This is a genomic window from Paraburkholderia caffeinilytica, assembly GCF_046030355.1.
Lineage (GTDB): Bacteria > Pseudomonadota > Gammaproteobacteria > Burkholderiales > Burkholderiaceae > Paraburkholderia > Paraburkholderia caffeinilytica_B.
In genome coordinates this window covers 302,361-321,710 of the sequence record NZ_JAQQCQ010000004.1, presented here as the reverse complement: position 1 = coordinate 321,710, position 19,350 = coordinate 302,361, and the positions used below count along the sequence as shown (strand labels likewise).

Below are 19,350 nucleotides of genomic sequence, written 5' to 3'. Positions count from 1 at the left end.
GGCCGGATGGCCAGCCGCCACGCAACTTGCATGTCGCAAGACGGATTCTCGCGTCAGCCGGGCGATTCTCGCCATGGCGTCATTCTTCAACGAGCGCCCGCATATCCACCGTGCGCTCATTCACGGCGCTGCGCCGCTTTGCGAGCCACATCATGAACGTGATGAAACTGCCGAACACAACAATGATCCATTGCGCCGGTATTTTCGCGGTGAGCAGTATCGCGTAGGCCCCCAGCATCAGCAGCACGGCCAGATTCTGGTTGAAATTCTGCACCGCGATCGAATGTCCCGCGGAGAGCAAGGTCGCGCCACGATGCTGGAGGATCGCGTTCATCGGCACGATAAAAAAGCCGGATAGCGCGCCGAGCAGGATCATCAGGGGATAGGCGAGCAGGATATAGATCGGCAGCACGTACGAGCCGATGCGGATGCCGGCGCCCGCCGGAAACAGGTCCCGGTTGTAGAACGCCATGGCGATCGCGACTGCGCCGGTGAGGATGCCGATCGGCAGCACGCGCAGCGACTTGCGCAATGGAATCAGCGCCGCCGCGGCCGCCGCGCCGACGGCGATGCCAAGCCCCGTCACGCCTTGCATCACCGCAGCCTTCGACAGCGACAAGCCAAGGTTCACATTCGCCCATTTGAGCACCAGCAATTGCAGCGTGACCGCGCCGCCCCACATCAGCGTCGTGACCCACAGCGCGATCTGCGCGAGCTTGTCGGCCCACAGCACGTTGAAGCAATGGTAGAAGTCGCCGACCAGCTTCTTCGGCTCCGTCAAACGGTTCGGGTAACGCGCGCCGGTGTCGGGGATGAAGATGTTGATCGCCGCCGCGATGGCATAGGTGACCATCACCGCGAACATCGCCAGATCGGCGGACGAGCGGATCAGCGGCAGATGCGCATGCGCGACGAACCGGTCGGCAACGGTGCTGATCAGCGCCCCGCCGACCATCGTACCGACAATGGTCGACAGGACGGTGGCCGATTCGAGCCACGCGTTCGCCTTGACGAGTTTTTCCGCGGGCAGGAGCTCGGTGAGAATGCCGTACTTGGCCGGCGAATAGGCGGCCGCGCCGAAGCCGACCACGCCATACGCGATCATCGGATGGACGCCGGCGATCATCATCAGGCAACCGCTCGCCTTGAGCGCGTTGGAGACGAACATGACGTGCCGCTTCTGCAGCGCGTCGGCGAATGCGCCGACGAAGGGGGCGAGCAACACGTAGGAAACGGTGAAGAAAATCTGCAGCAGCGGCGTGACCCAGGCGGCCGAACGGATCACCGATAGCAGGGCGATAGCGGCGATCAGCAGTGCATTGTCCGCGAGCGACGAAATGAACTGCGCCGCGATGATTGTGTAGAAGCCTTTTTTCATGAAGCGGATCGGAAGCTGCGCGGCAGTCTGACGCGAAGCAGGGCGCTGCAGGAAGCGCGCAAAACGCAGCCGGCGATCGAGCGTGCCGGCGCGGCCTTCCGCTTTGTAGCACGAACGCCTGCCGGATGCAGGCGCGGCAACGAAAAAGCGGCCGAAGCCGCTTTACGTGTTACCGATGTGGGCGCTGAGCTGGTGAGATCACGGGCTTAGGCTCCAGGCCTGAGAGCTGACCCAAGACCTTAAGCCGATTGCTGGCGCGTACGGCTGTAGCGCGACAGGATCGGAATCATCTGCGCGTAAACCTTCGGATTGCCCGCGACGATTTCGCCGACGTGCAGGAAGTCCGAGTCGCCCGTGTAATTGCCGACCAGACCGCCGGCTTCCGTGATCAGCAGGCTGCCCGCGGCGACGTCCCACGGATTCAGGCCCTGCTCGAAGAAGCCGTCCATACGGCCCGCGGCGACGTTGGCCAGATCGAGCGCGGCAGCACCCGGACGGCGCAGTCCGGCGCAGGCTTCGGTCATTTCAGCGAACAGGCGGCCGTACGCTTCGAGGCCGTCTTTTTCGCGGAACGGGAAGCCGGTGCCGATCAGGCCGTCAGCCAGGCGGTCGCGCTTGGCGACGCGGATACGGCGATCGTTCAGGAACGCGCCACGGCCGCGCGAAGCGGTGAACAGGTCGTTGCGGGTCGGATCATAGACGACGGCCTGGGTCACGATGCCTTTGTGCGCGAGCGCGATCGATACGCAGTAGTACGGGAAGCCGTGGATGAAATTGGTGGTGCCGTCGAGCGGATCGATGATCCACTGGTATTCGGACTCGTTGTCCGACTTGCCGGATTCTTCGGCGAGGATGGCGTGATCGGGGTAGGCTGTCTTGAGCGTGTCGATGATCGCCGCTTCAGACGCTTTGTCGACCTCCGTGACGAAATCGTTGTGCTGTTTCTTGCTGACCTGGAGCAGATCGAGGTCGAGCGACGCGCGGTTGATGATCTGGGCTGCGCGGCGCGCGGCCTTCACAGCGATATTGAGCATGGGATGCATGAGACTGGATCCTTGTGCCGGGGCAGCACGGCTGCTTACCGGTAAATGAGCGCGGGATGAGCGCTAATTGAGCGCCATCAAAGGGCGCGGAAACAGCACGGAACGCACGTCCGATAAGGACCCGGTGCGCATTCCGCCGACGGAGACGAATTGGATAAGAACGAGGCGCCGGAGTTTTCACAGGCGAAAACCGGGCGCGAATACCGGTATTTTACCTGAGTCCGGGCGCTGCGGCAGCGCTTGCTGTCCGGCATGGCGTGCGAGGGTCCGGTTGCGCGGTTCCGGTACGGCGGACACGCGCATTTCGGAGCCGAGGCGGCGTTGGCGCTACCATACGCGTTCTTTAGCTTGCTGAATTCCATCGTGGACCACACCCACCATTCTTCCGATCCCACCGTGGCGGACCTGCGCGGCGGCTTTACGTCGACGCGCTTCGTGCTCGTCGAGCCCAGCCATCCCGGCAACGTCGGCGCGGCGGCGCGCGCGCTGAAAACCATGGGTTTCTCACGTCTTGTGCTGGTGTCGCCACGTGTGCCGCACGTGCAAAGCGATCCGGAAGCCATCGCCATGGCGAGCGGCGCTGACGACGTGCTGGCGTCCGCGCACGTCGTACCGACGCTTGCCGATGCGCTGAATGGCGTGCATTGGTCGATTGCGCTGACCGCCCGGCTGCGCGAATACGGGCCGCCGCAATGGACGCCGCGTGCCGCGGCCGGCGCGGCGCGTGAGCAGGCTCTACATGGCGAGATCGCGCTGGTGTTCGGCAACGAGCGCACGGGCCTGTCGAACGAAGACGTCGAGCGTTGCAGCGCGCTCGCGCATATTCCGGCCAATCCCGCCTACAGTTCGCTCAATCTGGCGCAGGCCGTGCAGGTGTTGGCGTACGAATTGCGCACGGCGTATCTGTCCACTGACGACGCAACGGCTGCGGCATCCGCGGCGGTGGCTCAGGCGGCTGCCGGGCAGGGCGAGCCGGTCGGCGCGCGGGCGGCAAGCGACGAAATCGAAAGTATGTATGCGCATCTGGAAAGCGCGCTCGTCGCGCTCGAGTTTCTCGATCCGGCCAATCCAAAGAAACTGATGCCCCGCTTGCGGCGCCTGTTCGCGCGTTCCGGCCTGGAGCGCGAGGAAGTGAATATCGTGCGCGGCATCGCCAAGCACATTCTGCTGAAGACCAAACCGCCGGGCGGCGACGCGTCTTAAGGGCTGCGCCCGTCACTCTCCGACCTTGCCGGCAGCGTGGGCTTCCGGCAGGTTTCGCGCAATCGCCCTACAATCGCTCGAAACGTTCTAAGCAAAGCTGCCGATCTGCTATGCGGCAAGCATCCGCCGTGCGTGGTGTTGCACGCGGGCGGTCTTTTTCCCCACGACCTAGTCCCTGCCATGTTCACGAGACTCCGCGAAGACATCGCCACGATCCGCGAGCGCGATCCCGCCGCCCGCAGCGCCTGGGAAGTCCTCACGTGTTACCCGGGTCTGCACGCGCTCGTGCTGCACCGGCTCGCGCATGCATGCTGGCAGGCTAAACGCCGCTGGCTCGCGCGCTTCATCTCGCAGATGGCGCGTTTCATGACCGGCATCGAAATTCATCCGGGCGCCACGCTGGGCCGTCGCGTGTTCATCGATCACGGCATGGGCGTCGTGATTGGCGAGACGGCGCAAGTCGGCGACGACTGCACGATCTACCAGGGCGTGACGCTTGGCGGCACGTCGCTCACGCGCGGTGCGAAACGGCATCCTACGCTTGAGCGTGGCGTGATCGTGGGTGCGGGGGCGAAGGTGCTCGGCGGCTTTACGATCGGCGCGGACGCGAAGATCGGCTCGAATGCGGTGGTCACGAAGCCGGTGCCGGCGCGCGGCACGGCGGTGGGTAATCCGGCGCGGATCATTGTCCCGGCCGCGGCTGCCGTGGCTGCTGAGGTGACGGCGGGTTCGCCGGGCGCATCGGCAAATGGCGCTGCGCGTGGGTCGAAGGCTGCGTCCGGGAGCAGCGCATTCTGCGCTTACGGCATCACGCCAAATGCGGACGATCCAGTATCGCTGGCGATTCACGGTCTGATCGATCATGCCGCTACGCAATCCAAGCGTATTGACGAAATCGTCGACGCGCTGGAGCGGCTGGGAACCAGTCTGGAAGGGCTGCAAGGCGCTGACGCCGCACTGCTCGATCTGCGACGCCTGTCGGCCGCGATTGCAGGAAAGGTGGAAGGGGTGATGGCGGAGCGCTAGTCATGCAGCCAGTGTGGGGGAACACGTCTCGCGCGACGCCGGCGAATCATGTCAATGCACCCCCACGGAACGTGCCACCGGCAAGTGGCGCCGGCCGGTCAATTCAGCGGCAACGCCCGAATCCCTTCCGCATCGATCAGCAGATAACCGCCACGGCGCTCGCCGTGGTCGAGATCCCAATCCGGTAGCACCCAGCGCGTGCCGCCCGGCTCGCGATGCCGCGCCGGACGATGCGTGTGCCCATGAATGAGCGTAGCCGTTTTCGACACCTTGAATAACGCAGCGACGGCCTTCTGCGTCACGTCATACTTCGACGAAACCGGACGCGAGCGGCCTTGCTCGCTTTTCGAGCGCATGTTTTCCGCCAGCGCCTGACGCCAGCGAAACGGCCACGCGAGAAACAGCATCTGCGCGAAACGGCTGCGCGCAAAGTGCCGGAAAAATTGATAGCCGCGATCCGCGGTGCAGAGGCTGTCACCATGTGCGAGCACGAGCCGCGTGCCGAATGCGGTGATCACGAACGGATCAGGCAGCCAGATCGCGCCGGCCGCTTTCATGAAGCGCTTGCCGAGCAGAAAATCGCGATTGCCGTGCATGATGTAGAGCGCGATACCGCGTTCCGACAGCGTATGCAGCAACGCCGCCATGCGCGCGACGAACGGCTCCACGAGCATGTCGTCGCCGATCCAGTACTCGAACAGATCGCCGAGAATGAAAACCGAATCCGCCTGCTCGGCCGTGACGCGAATGAAATGTTCGAACGCGGCGACCGTGTGCGGAATCGCCTCGCTCAGATGAATATCGGAGAGGAAAAAAAACGGGCGTGCGGCGTGCGGGCGTTTGCCCTCGCCAGGCACGCCCGCGGCGACGCTTCGCAGCGGCGTTTCTTGCAGCATTGAAGGTGCCTGATATCAGTTCAAACGGGTTGGCCTTTATCGGACGCTTAGTCGACGATCACGGCTTTTTCGATCACGACGTCGTCGGCCGGCACGTCCTGATGGAAGCCCTTCGAACCCGTCTTGACCTTCTTGATCTTCTCGACGATGTCCAGGCCGTCGACCACCTTGCCGAACACCGCGTAGCCCCAGCCCTGCGGCGTCGGCGACGAGTGGTTCAGGAAGTCGTTGTCGTTCACGTTGATGAAGAATTGCGCGGTCGCCGAGTGCGGGTCGTTCGTGCGAGCCATCGCGATCGAGCCGTTGACATTCTTCAGGCTGTTGTTCGCTTCGTTGGTGATCGGCTCAGCCGTCGGCTTCTGCTTCATGCCGGGCTCGAAACCGCCGCCCTGGATCATGAAACCGTCGATCACGCGGTGGAACACCGTGTTGTCGTAATGGCCGGCCTTCACGTAGTTGAGGAAGTTCTCAACCGACTTCGGCGCCTTTTCAGCATCAAGTTCGAGTTTGATGACGCCGTGGTTCGTATGCAGTTCAACCATGATGGAATCCTTTGATGAACGGGTGGGTAAAAGGCGCGGCCGTTCGTCATAAGGTGCGATGACGATGGGTCGCGCCGGGGGCGTAGATTTAACGTTGACTTCCGGTGCAGCGTGTCTGGTGCTGTTTTAGTGCCGCTTATTGTTCTGTTACTTGCCGACTACCGTGGCCGACTCGATCACGATTGGCTTTTGCGGCACGTCGCTCATCGGGCCGCGTGTGGTGGTGGCCGTGCCTTCGATCTTCTTCACGACGTCCATGCCGCTCGTGACCTTACCGAACACCGCGTAGCCATTGCCGTCCGGATTCGGATAGTCGAGGCCGGCGTTGTCCACCGTGTTGATGAAGAACTGCGCCGTGGCCGAATTCGGATCGCTGGTGCGCGCCATGGCGAGCGTGCCGGCGGCGTTCTTCAGACCGTTACGGCTTTCGAGCGGGATCGGTGCGCGCGTGGGCTTCTCCGCGAAGCTCTGCGTATAACCGCCGCCCTGAATCATGAAGCCGCGAATCACGCGATGGAAAATCGTGCCGCTGTACTGGCCGGACTTCACGTAGTCGAGGAAATTGGCGACCGTTTTCGGCGCCTTCTCAGGATACAACTCGACGCGGATGTCGCCTTCCGTGGTCTTGAAGAGGACGGACGGATGCGCGGCCTGCGAACCGGACTGGGCAAAGGCGGGGGCGTTTGCGATCAGGGCGGCGCTGCCGAGCGCCAACATCAACCATTTCATGAAGATCCTCAGGGTTGGAAAAAACGTGTTGCCGAAAACGGTGACGGTGTTACTTCGAGGGCGCCATATAAGGCGGCATGGCGAGCGAGCCGTTGGCGCCGCCGTACTGGAAGCTCGGGGTTTGTGTCATGTCCGCGGTGGGGCGCACGGCGCTGGCTTCAACCGGTGCGGCGGCTTTTTTCACCGGCGCGCTGCCCTTGGGCGGCGAGACGATCTTCTGGATGTCGGCGAGGCGCTGCGTGGTGGTGGCGCTCGCTTTGCCAAGACTTTGCGCGCGACGGTAGGCTTCGTTAGCCATGCGCAGATACAGGTCGCCGAGATTCTCGTAGGCGAGGCCGTAGCCTGGATTGACCTTGGTCGCGGTTTCGAGTGCGGCGCGCGCCTCGGCATAACGGCCGTGCTTCGCATAGAGCGCCGCCAGGTTGTTATACGGTTCGGGCAGTTCCGGATACAGCTGCGTGAGTTCGGTGAACGCGGTGATCGCTTCGTCGTCCCGATTCAGGTGGGCGAGCACCGTGCCGCGCTTGAACCTGGCTTGTGCGTCGTGCGGATTCGAGGCGATGCGCGCGTCGAGTTGGGTGAGCGACGCTTGCCAGTTCTTCTGCGCAATCGACGCGTCGATCTCCGGCGTGTTGTCGCGCACGGCGGGGCCTTGCGGCATCGTGGCGGCTTTCTGCGCGTACGCGGCAGCACCCGGCAAGACCGTGAGGGCGACGGCGCAGAATGCCGTCGCGGCGAGGGTCGCAGCGCTGCGCGCGCGGCCGCTGGAAGGTTTCATAGGCTCGGGTCTGGATGTTATACTCCGACCCATTCTAACAAAAGGTCTGCGCGTTTCGTCGAGCCGCAAACTGTCTTTTCGCCACTCGTGGTCGTCTCCGCATTGATCGCAGCCTGACCGTCGCACCCGGTGCACCGGTTTGCTGCTGTGCGTGTTGTTGTGCAAAGGTTGTGCAAAAGGTTGTACGAAGCGTTGTACGAAGCGTTGTGCAAAGCGGCAGTACAGGATACTCCCGCTGTCTTCTCGCGGGGCGCTTCATGCACGAAACAGCACGAAACACGTTGTGGATTTCTTTCGGCCCACGCACCGTTCTCTATGGAATCACTGCGCATCTACAACACGCTCGCGCGTGACAAGCAAACTTTCGTGCCGCTGCAAGATGGCGTCGTGCGGATGTATGTCTGCGGGATGACCGTATACGACTATTGTCACGTCGGTCATGCGCGGGTGATGGTCGTGTTCGACATCGTGCAGCGGTGGCTGCGCACGCTCGGTTACGACGTGACCTACGTGCGCAACATCACGGATATCGATGACAAGATCATCCGGCGCGCAGTGGAGAACGGCGAAACGATCAAGTCGCTGACCGATCGCTTCATCAAGGCGTTGCATGAAGATGCGGACGCGCTCGGCATCGAGCGGCCCGATCTGGAGCCGCGCGCCACCGATTTCATTCCGCAGATGCTCGGCATGATCGAGAAGCTCGAGGCGAACGGTTACGCCTATCAGGCGGGCGACGGCGACGTGAACTACGCGGTGCGCAAGTTCGCGGGCTACGGCAAGCTGTCGGGCAAGTCGCTCGAAGATCTGCGCGCGGGCGAACGCGTCGCGGCGAACGACGCGAAGCAGGACCCGCTCGACTTCGTGCTGTGGAAGCAGGCGAAGCCGGACGAACCGGCCGACACCGGCTGGGAGTCGAAGTACGGGCGCGGCCGCCCAGGCTGGCATATCGAATGCTCGGCCATGGGCTGCACGTTGCTCGGCGAGCATTTCGACATTCACGGCGGCGGTCAGGATCTGCAGTTTCCGCACCACGAGAACGAGATTGCGCAGAGCGAAGCTGCGACCGGACAAACCTTCGTCAATTACTGGATGCACAACGGCTATGTTCAGATCGACAATGAGAAGATGTCGAAGTCGTTGAACAACTTCTTTACGATCCGTGAAGTATTGGCGCAGTACGATGCCGAGGTCGTACGTTTTTTCATCGCGCGCGCGCATTACCGCTCGCCGTTGAATTACAGCGACGTGCATATCGACGACGCCCGCAGCGCGCTGACGCGTTTGTACACCGCGCTGAAAGACGTCACGCCGGACGGCGCGGCGCTCGACTGGAACGAGGCGCATGCGCAGCGTTTCCAGGCAGCGATGAACGACGACTTCAACACGCCGGTTGCGGTGTCGGTGTTGTTCGAGTTGGCAACTGAAGTGAATCGCACGCGCGACCCCGCGCTGGCCCGTCAACTGCGCTCGCTCGCACAGGTGATCGGGTTGCTCGGCCGGGAGCCGCGTGCCTACCTGCAACAGGCTGCGGGCGCCGCCGCAGAAGGCGCGCTCGACGCCGCCGCGATCGAAGCAAAGATCGCCGCGCGTGTGGCCGCCAAGCAGGCAAAAGACTATGCGGCAGCAGACCGGATCCGGGCCGAATTGCTCGAGGCCGGCGTTGCACTTGAAGACAAACCCGGCGGGTTGACCGAGTGGCGGCGCGTGTGAGCGCACCTCGAGCTTCCCTCTAATCGACTCGCCAGGCAGGAGGCAGGATGGCAACGGCCACGAAGACGCCGGCTAAACGAGCCACGTCTCAAACAAACGCGGCAACTGCGGCAAAGTCGACACGAACGTCGGCTCGTGCGGGCAGCGGCGCGGTAAAAAATGCATCGTCGAAAGCCGCCGGCGTGCCGGCGAAGGCCGGCGTGCGCGTAGCGGCGGGTACAGCAACCGCAGCGGCGAAGAAGGCCACCGTCAAGCGCGCGCTGAACGGCGCGTCGGCGCATGCGCCTGTTGCTACGCGCGCTAAAGCCCCACGTGCAAAAAGCAATGGCGCCTTGCCCGCCGAACTCGCCGGCGAGGTGCAGGAACTCGCGCGCATCAAGCACGAGGGGCATGAAAGCGAAATCGTACGCAAGACGCGCGCGTCGTCGAGTGCGGGCGGCGAAGCAGCGGGCGTGGCCGAACTCGCGGTGCCGGTGCAGATCGGCGGACTCACGCCTGAAGTCACCCGTCCGGCGTATTGGGACAAGGCATGCGCCGACCTCGTCAAGCGCGACCGTATCCTGAAGAAGCTGATTCCCAAGTTTGGCCCGGTGCATCTGCTGAGCCGTGGCGATCCGTTCGTCACGCTCGCGCGTTCGGTGGTCGGGCAGCAGATTTCGGTGGCTTCCGCGCAAGCCGTGTGGGCGAAAGTCGAAGCGGCGTGTCCGAAGCTCGTGCCGCAGCAGTTCATCAAGCTCGGCCAGGACAAGCTGACGGCGTGCGGCTTGTCCAAGCGCAAGGCCGAATACGTGCTCGATCTCGCTCAGCATTTCGTGTCGGGCGCCTTGCACGTCGGCAAGTGGACCTCGATGGACGACGAGGCGGTGATTGCCGAACTCACGCAGATCCGCGGCATCGGCCGCTGGACTGCGGAAATGTTCCTGATCTTCAATCTGTCGCGCCCGGACGTGCTGCCGCTGGACGATCTCGGCCTGATCCGTGCGATCAGCGTCAATTACTTCAGTGGCGAGCCGGTTACGCGCAGCGAAGCGCGGGAGGTTGCGGCAAACTGGGAGCCGTGGCGCACCGTCGCCACCTGGTATATGTGGCGTAGTCTCGATCCGTTGCCGGTCGACTACTAAAGAATAAGAAGCCATACCGTTTCAAAAACTATCGATTGTTAAAAATTGATAGTTGAGAGATGGTTTTGACATCGGCGAGCGCGGTTAGAATACGCGCTGCCGGTAAGTCCAAGGATTACAACCAATGAAGACCACCTTTCTGGATTTCGAACAGCCGATCGCTGAACTCGAAGCGAAGATCGAAGAATTGCGCTTCGTGCAGGACGATTCGGCCGTCGATATTTCGGAAGAGATCGAGCGGCTGTCCAAGAAGAGTCAGCAGCTCACCAAAGATCTGTATGCGAACCTCACGCCGTGGCAGGTTTCGCAAATCGCCCGACACCCCCAGCGCCCGTACACGTTCGATTACGTGAACGAGCTGTTCACCGATTTCCACGAACTGCATGGCGACCGCAATTATGCGGACGACCTGTCGATCGTCGGCGGCCTTGCGCGTTTCAACGGCCAGGCTTGCATGGTGATCGGCCATCAGAAGGGGCGTGACACGAAGGAGCGCGCGCTGCGCAACTTCGGCATGCCGCGTCCGGAAGGCTATCGCAAGGCCGAACGTCTGATGCGTCTCGCCGAGAAATTCGGTTTGCCGATCTTCACGTTCATCGACACGCCGGGTGCCTACCCGGGCATCGGTGCGGAAGAGCGGGGCCAGTCGGAAGCGATCGGCCGCAATCTGTACGTGATGGCTGAACTCAAGACGCCGCTGATCGCTACGATCATCGGCGAAGGTGGTTCGGGCGGCGCGCTCGCGATTGCCGTGGGCGATAGCGTGCTGATGCTGCAATTCTCGACCTATTCGGTGATTTCGCCGGAGGGCTGCGCGTCGATCCTGTGGAAGAGCGCCGCGAAAGCGCCGGAAGCCGCGGAAGCGCTCGGCCTGACCGCGCATCGTCTGAAGGCGCTTGGCCTGATCGACAAGATCGTCAACGAGCCGCTGGGCGGCGCGCATCGCGATCCGAAGGGCATGGCCGCGATGCTGCGCCGCGCGCTTGCCGACTCGCTGCGTCAGTTTCAAGGTATGAGCATCAACGACCTGCGTCAACGCCGTTTCGAACGGTTGATGTCGTACGGCAAGTTCAAGGAAACGACGCCGGGTGCTTAAGCCCGCGCGTTCTCCTTCGTCCTCCAGCGCGTAACGCGCGAGCGACGTGACTTCCACCGCCGATTCTCCCGCCGACCGCCGCGTTCTCGAGGCGGTCGGCGTGGCGCTGTCCGCGTTGCCTGCGAACGCGCGCATTGCGATTGCGTTCAGCGGCGGCGTCGATTCGAGCGTGCTGCTCGATGCGGCGATGCGCGTTGCGGGGGCGTCGCGTTGTGTCGCGCTGCATGTGCACCATGGCCTCAGCGCGCATGCCGACGCGTGGCTCACGCATTGCGAAGCATTTGCGCGGGAACGCGGCGTTGAATTCGCGGCGCAGCGTGTCGAGGTACCACGTGACGCGGGTGTGAGTGTCGAGGCCGCGGCGCGTGACGCGCGTTATCGCGCGCTCGACGCAATGTGCGCAACCCGCGCGATTCGTACGTTATGGCTTGCGCAACATGCGGACGACCAGGCGGAGACGGTGCTGTTGCAACTGCTGCGCGGCGCAGGCCTCGCGGGACTGGCGGCGATGGCGCCTGAGTATTTGCCGGCGGGCGCCTCTGCGGCGCGTGTGAGACCTTTGCTGCATCTGCTGCGTGCACAACTCGAGCAGTATGCGAGCGACCACAACCTGCACTGGATCGACGATGAATCGAACGCCGACACCCGTTACGCGCGCAACGCATTGCGTCACGAGGTGACACCGGCGTTGGCCGTCCATTTTCCTGGTTTTCGCGACGCACTCGCGCGCACGGCCGCGCATGCGGCATCGGCACAACGTCTACTCGACGATCTCGCGCGCCTCGATCTGGACGAAGCCGTGCGCGATGACGGCCGTGCGCTATCGCATGACGCACTGCTTTCCCTCGACGACGATCGCGCGCTCAACCTGCTGCGCTACTGGATGCGCACGCAGGGCCTCGTGGCGGCATCGACGGCGCGTCTCACCGACGCTTTGCGGCAGTTGCGCGAAGTCGGCAAAGCAGGCGAGGGCCACAGCCTGCGTATCGATCACGCAGGGCAGGCGTTGCGCAGTTATCGCGGCCTCGTCTACTGGGAAGCGGGCGATAGCAGCGAACCCGCCGACGAAACCGCGCTATCGATGCGCACCGTCAGCGAACTCGCATGGCAGGGTGAAGCGATCTGGCGTTTGCCGCAATGGCGGGGCACTTTTGTGTTTGTCGCTGTCGCTGCTGATTCCGATGCCTCCGATAATGCCGATGCTGCGTCGGACGATCCCGATACGCTTCCCGTCAGCGTGCTACGCCGGGGATTGTTGAGCGCGCGTTCGCGCAGCGGCGGCGAACGGATGCGCACGAACGCCGCACCCGGCAGCCCGAGCCGCACGCTGAAAAACCTGTTTCAGGAGCGCGGCATTCCTGCATGGAAGCGCGACGTACCGCTACTTTACGTAGGTGGCGATTTGCTGTTCGTGCCTTTGCTCGGCCTGAACCGCGCGGCGTTACCCGAACAGATCGATGCGGCCGATCAGCGCGTCAGGATCATCTGGCGCGACGATCTGCTGATCGCATGACCGACCGGTCGGGCACACGGTTATCTATTGGGTGAAGCGCGAAAATAGGATGAAAAGCAGGGTGAAAAAAGGGCGCAAAACCAGCACGCAAAACAGAACCCAAATCGCACCGGATAAGCCTTTCCAGCCGCGAATATGAGCCATTTTGCGGCCATTCTGGCTTGTCTTTTTTCGCCCGATCGGGTAATTTAACTTGTTTGCCCGACCCGATTTCGCCGTCGCTTTTGTCAATTTTGTCGTATTTACCGGTTTGCGAGCGTGATCCGTCGCGTCCGGTAAGCCACTAGCGATCATTCCCGGGCAAATCCGCGCGTGTTACACGCGCGCTGCATCTACGCCGCCACACATTTTGCCGTCGTTCACAAGACGTTGCGCTCCTGTGCTTTTGTGCGGTCGTCTCCAGCGCGCCAGCGCGGTTTATCCTCCAGTTCAGAACGACAATGGCACTCATCGTACATAAATACGGCGGCACCTCGATGGGCTCGGTCGAGCGCATCAAGAACGTCGCCAAGCGCGTCGCGAAATGGCATAAGGCCGGCCACAAGATGGTCGTCGTGCCGTCGGCGATGTCCGGCGAAACCAACCGCTTGCTCGGTCTCGCGAAAGAAATCACGAGTCAGCCGAGCCCGCGCGAACTCGACATGATCGCCGCCACCGGCGAGCAGGTCAGCTCGGGTTTGCTCGCCATCGCGCTGCAGGAAGCCGGCGTCGACGCGGTCAGCTATGCCGGCTGGCAAGTGCCGGTCAAAACGGATAGCGCATTCACGAAAGCACGGATTAGCGAAATCGACGGCGAGCGCGTGCTGCGCGATCTCGACGCGGGCAAAGTGGTGGTGATCACGGGCTTCCAGGGTATCGACCCTGAAGGCCACATCACCACGCTCGGCCGTGGCGGTTCGGATACGTCCGCGGTTGCAGTCGCTGCCGCTTTGAAGGCCGACGAGTGCCTGATTTACACGGACGTCGACGGCGTCTACACGACCGACCCGCGCGTGGTGGAAGAAGCACGTCGCCTCGATCGCGTGACGTTTGAAGAAATGCTGGAAATGGCAAGCCTGGGTTCCAAGGTGCTGCAGATCCGCTCGGTGGAATTCGCCGGCAAATATCAGGTGAAGACACGCGTGCTGTCGAGCCTGACCGATCCGCTGATCCCGCTCGACACGGAAATGAAGTCGGGCACCCTGATTACTTTTGAAGAAGACGAGACCATGGAAAAAGCAGTCATCTCGGGCATCGCGTTCCAGCGCGACGAAGCTCGTATCGCCGTGATGGGTGTGCCCGACAAGCCGGGCATCGCGTATCAGATTCTCGGCCCGGTGGCGGACGCGAATATCGACGTCGACATGATCATCCAGAACCAGAGCGTCGAAGGTAAAACGGCGTTCACGTTCACGGTCGGCCGCGGCGACTATCAGCGCGCCATGGACATCCTCACCGGCCAGGTGAAGGGTCATGTGCAGGCCGAACAGGTGCTGGGCGATCCGAAGGTGTCGAAGGTCTCGGTGGTCGGCGTCGGCATGCGTTCGCACGTGGGTATCGCGAGCACGATGTTCCGCACGCTGTCGGAAGAGGGCATCAACATCCAGATGATCTCGACCTCCGAAATCAAGATTTCGGTGCTGATCGACGAGAAGTACATGGAGCTCGCCGTGCGCGCGCTGCATAAGGCGTTCGAACTGGATCAGGCGTAACCGTGCTGCACGGGGTGAGGCGTACAGGAGCGCGTTGCCTTTGCCTCGCCTTTGTCTTACCCCTGCCTCGTCTCGTATTGCGCGGTCAATGTGAATAAATTGCGTCGTCGGTGACAAAACTGGCACAAAAAGTGTGTGGCAGACATTGACCTTCGCGGTTCGGCCCGCTATTATCTTGGCTTCGTTGCGCTGACTCCCTGCGCAACCGAAAGTTTGGGAGACGTGGCCGAGAGGTCGAAGGCACTCCCCTGCTAAGGGAGCATCTGGGCCAAAACCTGGATCGAGGGTTCGAATCCCTCCGTCTCCGCCAGAAGTGGTAGAGAGAACCCCGCAGAGTCTAGGCTCTGCGGGGTTTTTTTTATGCGACCTACAAACCGACCATCAAATAGCTCTTCGAGTCGCAGAAAAGCTGGGCTTAATGCGCCGGCGTGAGGTCCTGAACCATGGAAGGCCAAGTATTCGATATACGTCGTAGTCGGACCAGGTGCGACGGTGTCATATCGGAGAATGGATCTGTTAAGGATAAGCAATCCTGGAACGTGCCAGGCACTTCCCTTCAAGGTCGTCTAACAATCAGACCCGCAGAGGTTATCCCCTCCCTGTGCGCGTGATCCAAATAAGCGTCCCTCGTACAGGCTGATGCAGTTCAGTCGTCACTTAGCCGCAGCGGATTGGGTTGGCGGCGTTCGATTGACCATTTGAGTAGCGCGGCGCCGCGATAAACCCCATGCGCGAATTTGCTGTACGGCATCGTCAGGAATAGCGCCATCACGACACCCAGGTGGAATGCGAGTAGAAGCGGCATCCCTTGACTGCTTCGCCATCCCAACAGCGCCAAACCGGTAAGGCTCGTCAACAGCAATAGGGCGATGAAGCCAAGGTCCATTGGCCGCTGGGCGGAGTCACCCTGCGCCGGGTTACGACGCATATGCAGCACGCCGAGTCCGATGCAGCCCGCCGCCAACCCCACGCCGCCCACTGTGCCGAGTAACACAGGAAGGCTCGTCACCGAATAGGGAGCCTCAGCGTGCAGCGCATAATGGTAGATCGTTGCGACGCAGGTAGCTGCGAAGCACAGCATAAATCCGTAAAACGTAAGGTGATGGAAGCGCCGGCGCCACAGAGTGAACGCGTCGTCAGCGTTATTGCAGCCTTCGCCGTGACCTCCGCCCAGATAGCGCATACTCATAGCGTCGTGGGCTGCTTCCTTGAGCGCGGCCGCGGAGGCGGGGCCCGGCGCCCCATTGCGCCAGAAGCGGCTTACGCCCACCGTAAGTGCGATCGTGGCATAGACGAATGCGATGCCGAACATCCCCGCCAATGTGCCGTGTGGAAATACCGCATAGAAGTGACCCCCAGGCGGTGCGCTCCAGATCGGCCCGTTTAACAGTCGAGCCAGGCTCAGGAGTATCGCGATGCAGATCGCCGTCGCGAGTGCGAGTGTGAGTCCGTTGCGTTGATAAAGCGCGCCTAGCGCATTGGGCCACGCGTACCGCGTGTAGGTATCGAGCCGCACGCGAGCCATGGCCTGAGGCACATTCACTGCGAATTCGTGCGGCGGCGCGTATTGACATGAGTACAGGCAGGCGCCGCAGTTGTGACACAGATTGGCGAGAAAATGAATGTCGGCCTGGCCAAACTCCAGGCGGTGCGTCATGGCCGGAAAAACGGCGCAAAAACCTTCGCAGTATCGGCAAGCATTGCAGATCTGCAGCACCCGGCTGACCTCGGCTTCGTGGGTCGCAAGTGCACTCGCTTCCTGGATGAGCGTCTCGAGCGATTGCATCGGCGGGTTTTCCATTATCGTTGTGCCTCCGCGTTTGCTCCTGCGTTTGCAGTCACTTTTGCAGTCGCGCTTGTCCCCGCGCTCGCCGCTCTCGCTGCTTTCGCCGCCTCGGTACCGGCAATGCGACCGAACGCCGTGCCGATCGACATGCCGACGCCTGCGGTATAGCCCTTGCCCAGAATGTTGCCCGCCATCATTTCCCCAGCAACGAACAGATTCGGACTGGGCCGGCCGCCGAAGTGCACGGCGGCTTCCTTATTGACCTTCAGTCCGAGATACGTGAACGTGATGCCGGGCCGTAGCGCATACGCGAAAAAGGGCGGCCGGTCGATCGGCTGCGCCCAATGTGTCTTGGGCGGGTTCAAGCCTTCAGTGTGACAATCGTCGAGCACCGCGTGATCGAACATGCCGACGCGGCAGGCCGCGTTATAGGCCGCCACGGTGCTGACGAACGCTGTCTCGTCGAGCCCGGTCGCGCGCGCGAGCTCCGCAATCGTACTGGCTTTCGTGCCGGGGAAAACGGGCGGCATAAACCGGCCGATCGCCTTCGAGTCGATGATCGAGTAACCGATCTGTCCCGGCTGCTGCGCAATAAGACGGCCCCATACCGCGTAACGCTTGGGCCAGAAATCCTCGCCTTCGTCGTAAAAGCGCTGCGCGTTGCGGTTCACCACGATGCCAAGCGAGACGCAGTCGATGCGAGTGCAGATACCGCCGTCATAGAGCGGGGCGCGCGCGTCGATGGCGACGCAATGCGATTGGGACGGATCGCCGATCATGTCGGCTCCGGCGTCCATCATGAACTTCAGCACCCGTCCGGTATTGAAGCGCGTGCCGCGAATCAGGAAGTTATCGGCGACCCATTCGCCGTTGACTTGCCCCCACGCTTCGCGCAGCCATTCGCGATTCGATTCGAAGCCGCCGGCCGCCAGCACGCAGCTACGTGCCGCGATGCGCTCGCCGCCCACGCGCGCAGCGACGAAGCGGTCGTCTTCGAGTTCAATGGCGTCAACGGGGGCGTCATAGCGGATCTGCACGCCGAGCCGCTCAGCGGAACGGTAGTACGCGTTGACTAGCGCCTTGCCGCCTCCCATGAAAAACGCGTTGGTGCGCGCAACGTGCAGGGCGCCGGACAGCGGCGGCTGAAAATGCACGCCATGACGGCGCATCCAGTCGCGGCACGTCGAGGACGCGCGAATCACGAGCCGGGCCAATGGTTCGTCGGTCATGCCGCCGGTGACTTTCAGCAGATCCTGCCAGAATTCTTCTTCCGTATAGGCATCCATCAGGACGTCCTGAGGCGCGTCGTGCATGCAACGCAGATTGCGCGTGTGTTGCGAATTACCGCCCCGCCATGCGCGCGGCGACGCTTCGAGCAGCATCACGCTGGCGCCCGACTCACGCGCCATCAGCGCCGCGCACAACGCGGCGTTGCCGCCGCCTATCACCAGCACGTCGATCATCGTCAAGTCATCCGGTTTCTTATCGGGGGCGTCAGCGTGCCTCACGCAGTGTGGAGGACAACTGCGCCGACCTGTCGTCGCCATCCGGAACGCTGACCCCGAGTTCGCGCCGATAGGTTTCAGGGCTCAGAAAAATGGTGACGGCGGTAATCAGGCACAACACGACGATGTACCACGCGACAGCCCACGGTTGTCCGCCCATCCACGCCACCAGCATGACGGAGACGGCGGGCACGGGTGCGCCGCCGATCAGCGTGCCGATTTCACGTGCGACCGCAAAGCCGCTGAAGCGCGTAGCTGGCCCGAACAGCTCGACAAAAAATGCGGGCTGCGTGCCGAGCATGCCGGCATAGCCGATCCCGCTCGCGAGAGCGAAGCCGAGATAGATCAGTATCAGATGGCCGGAGCCCAACAGCCAGAAGAAGGGGAATGCCATCAGCGCAGTGAACAGCGCGGCGCCGATATAGACCGGGCGCCGCCCGATCCGGTCGGACAGAACCGACACGCCGACGATCGTGAAGATCTGGATGATGGTCGCACAAAGCAGTGCGAGCAGGGCGTCGTTGCGCGGCACCCTGAGCTGGTTCGCCACGTAGCTCAGCCCGAACACATTGAACATGTACGCCATGCCGTTCTGTCCCATCTGCGCGAAGATCACGATCAGAAGACTTCGCTTGTTCTCCCGAAACGCGGCAAGGAGCGGCAAGCGCCTGATTTCGCCTTTCTTGCTGATGGACTCGAACGCGGGCGTCTCGGCGACGCGCCGGCGCACATAGATGCCGAGCAGCACCACCAGAAAGCTCAGCAGGAACGGAATGCGCCATGCCCATTGCAGGAGTTCCTGCTTCCATAGAAAACTGACCAGCGCAAACGACCCGAAGGCGAGCAGGTTGCCGATGCTGACACCCATTGCGGGGCCGCTGGCGAACAGGCCACGCCGTCTCGCGGGAGCGTATTCGACCGCCATGATGATCGAGCCGCCATACTCGGCGCCGGTGCCGAGCCCTTGTGCGAGGCGCAGGATAAGCAGCATCAGCGGCGCCCACATGCCGATCTGGCTGTAGGTGGGCAGCAGCCCGATCAACGTGGTGCCGCCGCCGACCAGGATCAGCGTCGCGATGAGAACCGGCTTGCGCCCCAGCCGGTCGCCGAGGTGGCCAAAAATGACGCCACCGAACGGCCGGGCGATGAAGCCGACGCCCATCGTCGCGAACGAGGCGATCGTGCCGAGCACCGGCGAGAGACTCGGAAAGAACAGGTGATTGAAGACTATCGCCGAGGCAATCGAGTACAGGTAAAAATCGTACCATTCGAGCGCGGACCCTATCGACGACGCGAACAGCACACCTCTTAGCGAAGGCTTCATGCCTCA

Annotated in this window: 17 protein-coding genes and 1 tRNA gene; 8 read left to right on the top strand and 10 right to left on the bottom strand. The window is 62.4% G+C overall.

Features of this window, described 5'->3' with window-relative positions; translation table 11 throughout:
* Nucleotides 1-79: 79 nt before the first annotated feature.
* Together lplT and PQQ95_RS08425 are read right to left on the bottom strand one after the other, a co-directional pair.
* Nucleotides 80-1,378, bottom strand: a complete 1,299-nt coding sequence (gene lplT, locus PQQ95_RS08430) for a lysophospholipid transporter LplT (protein WP_408436776.1) — start codon at nucleotides 1,376-1,378, stop codon at nucleotides 80-82.
* 239 nt (nucleotides 1,379-1,617) lie between these two features.
* The gene (locus PQQ95_RS08425) at nucleotides 1,618-2,421 is read right to left on the bottom strand and encodes an inositol monophosphatase family protein (protein WP_408436775.1); all 804 of its coding nucleotides are present in this window, start codon (nucleotides 2,419-2,421) and stop codon (nucleotides 1,618-1,620) included.
* A gap of 363 nt (nucleotides 2,422-2,784) precedes the next feature.
* On the opposite strand from PQQ95_RS08425, the gene PQQ95_RS08420 reads away from it, so the two are divergent.
* Both PQQ95_RS08420 and cysE read left to right on the top strand, forming a co-directional pair.
* Entirely contained in the window at nucleotides 2,785-3,624 is an 840-nt protein-coding gene (locus PQQ95_RS08420; RefSeq protein ID WP_408436773.1) for an RNA methyltransferase, read from the top strand.
* 180 nt (nucleotides 3,625-3,804) lie between these two features.
* Nucleotides 3,805-4,650 (top strand): serine O-acetyltransferase, encoded by an 846-nt coding sequence (cysE, locus tag PQQ95_RS08415; protein WP_408436772.1) that lies wholly within the window; start codon nucleotides 3,805-3,807, stop codon nucleotides 4,648-4,650.
* Nucleotides 4,651-4,748: 98 nt separating this feature from the next.
* On the opposite strand, the gene PQQ95_RS08410 is transcribed toward cysE, so the two are convergent.
* The 4 genes from PQQ95_RS08410 to PQQ95_RS08395 form a co-directional block, all read right to left on the bottom strand.
* Nucleotides 4,749-5,546 carry a UDP-2,3-diacylglucosamine diphosphatase gene (locus PQQ95_RS08410; protein WP_408436770.1) on the bottom strand — a complete coding sequence of 266 codons (798 nt, stop codon included), beginning with the start codon at nucleotides 5,544-5,546 and terminating at the stop codon, nucleotides 4,749-4,751.
* A 47-nt stretch (nucleotides 5,547-5,593) separates the two neighbouring features.
* Nucleotides 5,594-6,088, bottom strand: a complete 495-nt coding sequence (locus tag PQQ95_RS08405) for a peptidylprolyl isomerase (protein ID WP_408436769.1) — start codon at nucleotides 6,086-6,088, stop codon at nucleotides 5,594-5,596.
* 147 nt (nucleotides 6,089-6,235) lie between these two features.
* Nucleotides 6,236-6,817: a peptidylprolyl isomerase gene (locus PQQ95_RS08400; protein ID WP_097389655.1), complete on the bottom strand. Its 582-nt coding sequence runs from the start codon at nucleotides 6,815-6,817 to the stop codon at nucleotides 6,236-6,238.
* A gap of 49 nt (nucleotides 6,818-6,866) precedes the next feature.
* Complete coding sequence (locus PQQ95_RS08395; protein WP_408436767.1) at nucleotides 6,867-7,595, bottom strand: tetratricopeptide repeat protein; 729 nt, start codon at nucleotides 7,593-7,595, stop codon at nucleotides 6,867-6,869.
* A 315-nt stretch (nucleotides 7,596-7,910) separates the two neighbouring features.
* Between PQQ95_RS08395 and cysS the strand changes: the two genes are divergently transcribed.
* From cysS to tilS, 4 genes are all read left to right on the top strand, one after another.
* Nucleotides 7,911-9,308, top strand: a complete 1,398-nt coding sequence (gene cysS / locus PQQ95_RS08390) for a cysteine--tRNA ligase (RefSeq protein WP_408436765.1) — start codon at nucleotides 7,911-7,913, stop codon at nucleotides 9,306-9,308.
* 47 nt (nucleotides 9,309-9,355) lie between these two features.
* On the top strand, nucleotides 9,356-10,429 hold the full coding sequence (locus PQQ95_RS08385) for a DNA-3-methyladenine glycosylase family protein (RefSeq protein WP_408436763.1): 1,074 nt from the start codon (nucleotides 9,356-9,358) through the stop codon (nucleotides 10,427-10,429).
* 124 nt (nucleotides 10,430-10,553) lie between these two features.
* On the top strand, nucleotides 10,554-11,525 hold the full coding sequence (locus tag PQQ95_RS08380; protein WP_007181378.1) for an acetyl-CoA carboxylase carboxyltransferase subunit alpha: 972 nt from the start codon (nucleotides 10,554-10,556) through the stop codon (nucleotides 11,523-11,525).
* Nucleotides 11,526-11,571: 46 nt separating this feature from the next.
* Entirely contained in the window at nucleotides 11,572-13,038 is a 1,467-nt protein-coding gene (gene tilS / locus PQQ95_RS08375; protein WP_408436761.1) for a tRNA lysidine(34) synthetase TilS, read from the top strand.
* Nucleotides 13,039-13,062: 24 nt separating this feature from the next.
* Here the strand turns inward: tilS and PQQ95_RS08370 are convergent, their stop codons facing one another.
* The gene (locus PQQ95_RS08370; protein ID WP_408436760.1) at nucleotides 13,063-13,332 is read right to left on the bottom strand and encodes a hypothetical protein; all 270 of its coding nucleotides are present in this window, start codon (nucleotides 13,330-13,332) and stop codon (nucleotides 13,063-13,065) included.
* A 146-nt stretch (nucleotides 13,333-13,478) separates the two neighbouring features.
* On the opposite strand from PQQ95_RS08370, the gene PQQ95_RS08365 reads away from it, so the two are divergent.
* Both PQQ95_RS08365 and PQQ95_RS08360 read left to right on the top strand, forming a co-directional pair.
* A complete protein-coding gene (locus PQQ95_RS08365) occupies nucleotides 13,479-14,729 on the top strand; it encodes an aspartate kinase (RefSeq protein ID WP_408436759.1) in 1,251 nt (416 codons plus the stop codon).
* 216 nt (nucleotides 14,730-14,945) lie between these two features.
* Nucleotides 14,946-15,039, top strand: a tRNA-Ser gene (locus PQQ95_RS08360).
* A gap of 336 nt (nucleotides 15,040-15,375) precedes the next feature.
* Here PQQ95_RS08360 and tcuB read toward each other — a convergent pair.
* Genes tcuB through PQQ95_RS08345 form a run of 3 tightly spaced genes read right to left on the bottom strand, consistent with a single transcriptional unit; the run spans nucleotide 15,376 to nucleotide 19,344 of the window.
* Nucleotides 15,376-16,515, bottom strand: coding sequence for a tricarballylate utilization 4Fe-4S protein TcuB (gene tcuB / locus PQQ95_RS08355; RefSeq protein WP_408436758.1), 1,140 nt, complete (start codon nucleotides 16,513-16,515; stop codon nucleotides 15,376-15,378).
* A gap of 14 nt (nucleotides 16,516-16,529) precedes the next feature.
* Nucleotides 16,530-17,978 carry an FAD-dependent tricarballylate dehydrogenase TcuA gene (tcuA, locus tag PQQ95_RS08350; protein ID WP_408436996.1) on the bottom strand — a complete coding sequence of 483 codons (1,449 nt, stop codon included), beginning with the start codon at nucleotides 17,976-17,978 and terminating at the stop codon, nucleotides 16,530-16,532.
* Between the two features lie 31 nt (nucleotides 17,979-18,009).
* On the bottom strand, nucleotides 18,010-19,344 hold the full coding sequence (locus tag PQQ95_RS08345) for an MFS transporter (protein WP_408436756.1): 1,335 nt from the start codon (nucleotides 19,342-19,344) through the stop codon (nucleotides 18,010-18,012).
* Between the last annotated feature and the right edge of the window lie 6 nt (nucleotides 19,345-19,350).

Coding starts and splice junctions, on each gene's coding strand:
- tcuA (WP_408436996.1), bottom strand. CDS start 17,978: ATGATCGACGTGCTGGTGATAGGCGGCGGCAACGCCGCGTTGTGCGCG.
- PQQ95_RS08410 (WP_408436770.1), bottom strand. CDS start 5,546: ATGCTGCAAGAAACGCCGCTGCGAAGCGTCGCCGCGGGCGTGCCTGGC.
- PQQ95_RS08395 (WP_408436767.1), bottom strand. CDS start 7,595: ATGAAACCTTCCAGCGGCCGCGCGCGCAGCGCTGCGACCCTCGCCGCG.
- PQQ95_RS08345 (WP_408436756.1), bottom strand. CDS start 19,344: ATGAAGCCTTCGCTAAGAGGTGTGCTGTTCGCGTCGTCGATAGGGTCC.
- PQQ95_RS08365 (WP_408436759.1), top strand. CDS start 13,479: ATGGCACTCATCGTACATAAATACGGCGGCACCTCGATGGGCTCGGTC.
- PQQ95_RS08400 (WP_097389655.1), bottom strand. CDS start 6,817: ATGAAATGGTTGATGTTGGCGCTCGGCAGCGCCGCCCTGATCGCAAAC.
- PQQ95_RS08405 (WP_408436769.1), bottom strand. CDS start 6,088: ATGGTTGAACTGCATACGAACCACGGCGTCATCAAACTCGAACTTGAT.
- PQQ95_RS08380 (WP_007181378.1), top strand. CDS start 10,554: ATGAAGACCACCTTTCTGGATTTCGAACAGCCGATCGCTGAACTCGAA.
- PQQ95_RS08425 (WP_408436775.1), bottom strand. CDS start 2,421: ATGCATCCCATGCTCAATATCGCTGTGAAGGCCGCGCGCCGCGCAGCC.
- PQQ95_RS08385 (WP_408436763.1), top strand. CDS start 9,356: ATGGCAACGGCCACGAAGACGCCGGCTAAACGAGCCACGTCTCAAACA.
- lplT (WP_408436776.1), bottom strand. CDS start 1,378: ATGAAAAAAGGCTTCTACACAATCATCGCGGCGCAGTTCATTTCGTCG.
- tcuB (WP_408436758.1), bottom strand. CDS start 16,515: ATGCAATCGCTCGAGACGCTCATCCAGGAAGCGAGTGCACTTGCGACC.
- cysS (WP_408436765.1), top strand. CDS start 7,911: ATGGAATCACTGCGCATCTACAACACGCTCGCGCGTGACAAGCAAACT.
- cysE (WP_408436772.1), top strand. CDS start 3,805: ATGTTCACGAGACTCCGCGAAGACATCGCCACGATCCGCGAGCGCGAT.
- PQQ95_RS08370 (WP_408436760.1), bottom strand. CDS start 13,332: ATGATCGCTAGTGGCTTACCGGACGCGACGGATCACGCTCGCAAACCG.